This window comes from Wolbachia endosymbiont of Tuta absoluta (assembly GCF_059414725.1).
This window is the reverse complement of the sequence record NZ_JBNRJY010000341.1, coordinates 1-688: the sequence shown is the minus strand read 5'-3', so window position 1 is coordinate 688 and position 688 is coordinate 1. Positions and strand designations below refer to the sequence as shown.

The 688-nt window shown below is 49.9% G+C and carries 1 rRNA gene; it reads left to right on the top strand.

Features of this window, described 5'->3' with window-relative positions:
* Nucleotides 1-255: 255 nt before the first annotated feature.
* Nucleotides 256-688: ribosomal RNA gene (locus ACJ5GX_RS03640) — 16S ribosomal RNA — on the top strand; the annotation flags it as partial.

Sequence of the window (688 nt, the reverse complement as noted above, 5' to 3'; positions counted from 1 at the left end):
CCAAAGAAAAGCGAAAAATAAACGCTTGACTTTGAAAGAGGAAAACGTAATATACGTCACCTCGCGACAGCACAATAAGATGCTCTCGCACTGCTCTTTAACAATTTATCAGACAATCTGTGTGGGCACTCGCAGGATTGATATCAGCGTCTCCGGACGTAAAAAATATCAAGCCTCACGAGTGAACACATAATGAAATTCATTATGACGTTTTACAGATGAGCACCGCTTAACTTGTTTAAGCAAATCAAACTTAAATTGAAGAGTTTGATCATGGCTCAGATTGAACGCTGGCGGCAGGCCTAACACATGCAAGTCGGACGGTAGCACAGAGAGCTTGCTCTCGGGTGACGAGTGGCGGACGGGTGAGTAATGTCTGGGGATCTGCCCGATAGAGGGGGATAACCACTGGAAACGGTGGCTAATACCGCATAACGTCGCAAGACCAAAGAGGGGGACCTTCGGGCCTCTCACTATCGGATGAACCCAGATGGGATTAGCTAGTAGGCGGGGTAATGGCCCACCTAGGCGACGATCCCTAGCTGGTCTGAGAGGATGACCAGCCACACTGGAACTGAGACACGGTCCAGACTCCTACGGGAGGCAGCAGTGGGGAATATTGCACAATGGGCGCAAGCCTGATGCAGCCATGCCGCGTGTATGAAGAAGGCCTTCGGGTTGTAAAGTA